Origin of the sequence: Enterobacter sp. CM29 (assembly GCF_013179605.1) — a bacterium.
GTDB classification, from domain to species: Bacteria; Pseudomonadota; Gammaproteobacteria; order Enterobacterales; family Enterobacteriaceae; genus Enterobacter; species Enterobacter intestinihominis.
The window spans coordinates 1-3831 of the sequence record NZ_JABMCU010000284.1 but is presented as its reverse complement, the minus strand read 5'-3'; the positions used below and the strand labels follow the sequence as shown (position 1 = coordinate 3831).

Genomic DNA, 3831 nt, shown 5'->3' with positions numbered 1-3831 from the left:
GATCACGCTGCGCTGGTCGTTATACGGAGACTGGAAGCCGACAATCGCAGCCATCGGACCCGTTGAGCTTACGGTCGTCCTGATATTGGCCTGACGATCGCCGCTGTCCGGCATGATGCTTGGGAACTCGGTCTGACGCAGCGGCGTGTTGACCCATGACTGAGCCGCCTGCACCAGCAGATCGACGCGCTTCTCGTCTTTCAGCTTGTCCGGAATGTTGCCGATGACCATGATATCGGCATCTTTGTTCTGGATCTGGCTACCGTCATCCGTCACCGTCACGTTGATAGCCGGTAAGCCGGTTTGCGCCCCGACGGTGCCCATGGTGTCCAGCAGCGTGGCAACCTGGCCTTCGTTGGCCGCTTTTGGCATCACGACAATCGATTCAGAGAGATCAGCCATGCGGCTGAACGGGAAACTGGCGTTAGCAAACGCACGCAGATCCGGCATCGCGATAAAGTGGTAATACTTCGAGAAGTCGATTGTGGAATCATCACCAATCACCACGTGGTTTTGCACCGGCTGGAAGGTAATACAGTTTTCCACCGATCCACCCGGCATCGGGTTCATGTACTGGAAGTTAAACCGCAGCTGGTTCACCGCACCGAGCTTCAGCGCCGGGATCGACACATCGGTTTTGCCATCCAGCAGCCCCTGCAATACAGGCAGACGAAGCATCAACCGGTTTGTCTCCTGGCTGCTGGTCAGGCTGAAGGATTGCAGGAACTGGTTGTTGAGGCTGATATCCATGCGCGAGCTGTCTTTGGTTACCGGCGCGGTGTAACGGTAGTTCAGGTTGATATCAATACCGTTGGTGCGCAGCAGATAGAGATCCGGCGGCAGGTTCAGCGACAGGCTGACAGGAGAAGGTTCAAGCCCGGTTGACTGCAATTGCTCTTCATAGGTTTTCAGCTCGCCGAAGGTAATCGCGCGGTCGGTGCGGACCCAGTTCGGCGCATCATAAGGCTTACGTGCCAGCAGCGGTTTCACCTCATCCACCACGACGCTATTACCGCGGAACAGGATATTGCCCTGCGCAATGCCTTTTGCCGCCTGCACCAGATCTTTATCATCACGCCCGAAGATCACCAGCAGCTTCACGTACGGATTGTCGGGATGGCTGATCATCTCGATGGTGGGCGCTTTCACCTCTGGATGGTCCCGCAGGAATGCCGGGCGTTTGGCGTTGGTGGCAAACACAATCGCGTTTTTGCCCGGCATTTTGTCGTACATAACCGGGAAACTCTGGCCACGCCAGCCGGAGCGGGAACCAAACCAGGATGCCACGATAGAGGCCGCCAGCTGTTCGGTCACATCAGGAGAGCCCGCAAACACCATTGGCAGGTTCAGTGGACGGTTATCACGCGGGTCGAAGAACGGCACCGGGAAGGCGGAGAGATCGTTTTTCAACGCCAGCGGCTGATAGGTCATCTGAAGCGAAGAGTTACGACCAACATCCAGCCACAGGGTGCTGCTGGCCGGGTTTTCACAGACATCGCGGTAATGGCCGACAAATTCCAGACGCACGCGGTTAAAGTCGGTGATAAACAGCGGGTTAATCGGCACCTGAGCCAGGGTTTTCTTACCCAGTTGCTCTTTGGTGACGGGCAGGACGTCCATCAGCTCATCATTCAGATAGACCTTAAGCTGGGATTGCACCGGCAGCAGCGACGGCGATGGCGTGTATTCCAGGTTGAGCATCGCTTTCGACACAACTTCATCGCTACGCATACCGAATTCGACACCGCCATTTGGGTTGATGCCGCGCAGAACCATGCTGCCCGGAGGAGGCGCGATCTGGGCGAACGTCAGCTTAACGTCACGCGACGGCGTATTTTCCGCAACCACCGGTGCACTGGCTCCCGGCACGCCAGGCATAACCTGCCCAACCACCGGGTTGTCGGCGGGCAGCGTATTCCCCGTCGTCGGCTGATTCGGGACGACGTTTTCCGTCTGCCCCGGCGCCGCCGTCACTACCTGATCGGTCGCTTGCGCGACGACAGGCACCGTTGGCGCGGGTGTGGTCGCTGCGTTATCAGGCGCCGCGTTAGCCACTGTTGCAGGGAGCGCACTCATCCCCATTGCCACTGCACATAACCAGGAAAGTTTTGTTTTCATCGCGTTATCATCATTGTTGAGCCATAACCGGGTCCGCCTGCTTCGCTTCATCTCGCTCAGGTCGACGCGGAATGAACGACACGACCCAGGAAACCAGTGAAGTAAGTGACCGGAAAATTAATTTCACCGACGACGGGGCAAATTCTGCAAGGTGACGATAGCCACGGAACCCCAGCTTAAGAATATCCAGCAGGCTCTCCAGAGGCTTATCCTCAGGGAAGCTGTCCTGCCAGAGAGCCCACGTATCCGCGCGGGCAAACGTACACTGCACAAAATCAATGTGTTGCTTTTTAGTCAGCGGCATCAGTTGCAGACCCACTTCATTTCCTCTCACACGCACCACCTGAGTCGGGAAGACATACTCCTGCTGGCCGCGCTTAAGCAATAGGTTGACCTTCTGCCCCTCAAGCACCTTCGCCTGACCGTTGATCTTGATACCCAGACCGCCATCCGAAAAGTCATGTACGGTACAGGAGAAGAGATGTCCATCGTCGCGGGCAATGGCCGCTGGCATGCTGATTTCGACGCGATGCGCGCGGCGAACCTGTTTACTCTCCACTGATACCGCCACCGCGCCACCGAGGATAATCAGGTTATAAAACACCCACGCCATACTCACGAAGACCGTCAGAATTTCGTTTTCCGGACCGTAGAAGTAGCGCCAGACCCCAACAATCACGCCCACAATATTCAGCAGCACCAGGAAGATATAGGGCCGGGAGATCACCCAGTCGACATACTCCTCTTCCACCAGCCCGCCCTTCGCGGTGACGTTGAATTTCCCTTTATGCGGGTTAATCAGCGCCACCATGGTTGGCGGCGCGATATACCAGGCCAGCACCGTTTCGTAGATTTCACTCCAGAACGAATGGCGATATTTCCCCTGAATCTTCGAGTTCGTCAGGCTGGCGTGGATCATGTGCGGCAGAACGAACAGGGCAATCATCAGCGCAGGCGCATAGATGATGTAAGCGTGAAGAAGCAGGAACGCCAGCGGCGCAGTGAGGAAGATAAGCCGTGGAATACCCGACAGGAAGTGGAACATGGCGTTGACGTAGCACAGCCGTTGCGCCAGTTTCAGTCCTTTACCCATCAGCGGGTTATCGAGGCGGAAAATTTGCACCATGCCGCGCGCCCAGCGAATACGCTGGCCGATATGCGCCGACAGGGATTCCGTGGCCAGCCCCGCCGCCTGAGGAATGCGCATGTAGGCGGAGGTATAGCCAAGACGGTGCAGACGCAGCGAAGTGTGCGCATCTTCCGTGACCGTCTCGACGGCGATCCCGCCAATTTCATCCAGCGGTTTACGGCGGATCACCGCACAGGAGCCGCAGAAGAATGTTGCGTCCCACATGTCGTTCCCGTCCTGCACCAGACCATAGAACAGTGTGCCCTCGTTCGGGGTTTTACGAAAACGACCGAGGTTACGTTCAAACGGGTCCGGTGAGAAGAAGTGGTGCGGCGTCTGCATCATCGCCAGCTCTTTCTCCTTCAGGAACCAGCCCATGGTCATTTGCAGGAACGAGCGCGTTGGCACGTGGTCACAGTCGAAAATAGAGACGAACTCCCCTTTGGCATATTTCAGCGCATTGTTGATGTTACCGGCCTTAGCGTGTTCATGCGTGGTACGTGCGATGTACTCGACCCCTACTTCGTCCGCGAACTGGCGGAACTCGGCGCGGCCACCGTCATCGAGGATCCAGATTTTGATTT

2 protein-coding genes are annotated in these 3831 nt (G+C 56.8%); both read right to left on the bottom strand.

Annotation, left to right across the window (positions count from 1 at the left end):
• Nucleotides 1-2118: cellulose biosynthesis cyclic di-GMP-binding regulatory protein BcsB (gene bcsB / locus HP459_RS21860; protein ID WP_171936829.1), on the bottom strand; the 2118-nt coding region annotated here is incomplete at its 3' end.
• 10 nt (nt 2119-2128) lie between these two features.
• The coding region (bcsA, locus tag HP459_RS21855; RefSeq protein WP_171936828.1) for a UDP-forming cellulose synthase catalytic subunit at nt 2129-3831 on the bottom strand (1703 nt) is incomplete at its 5' end.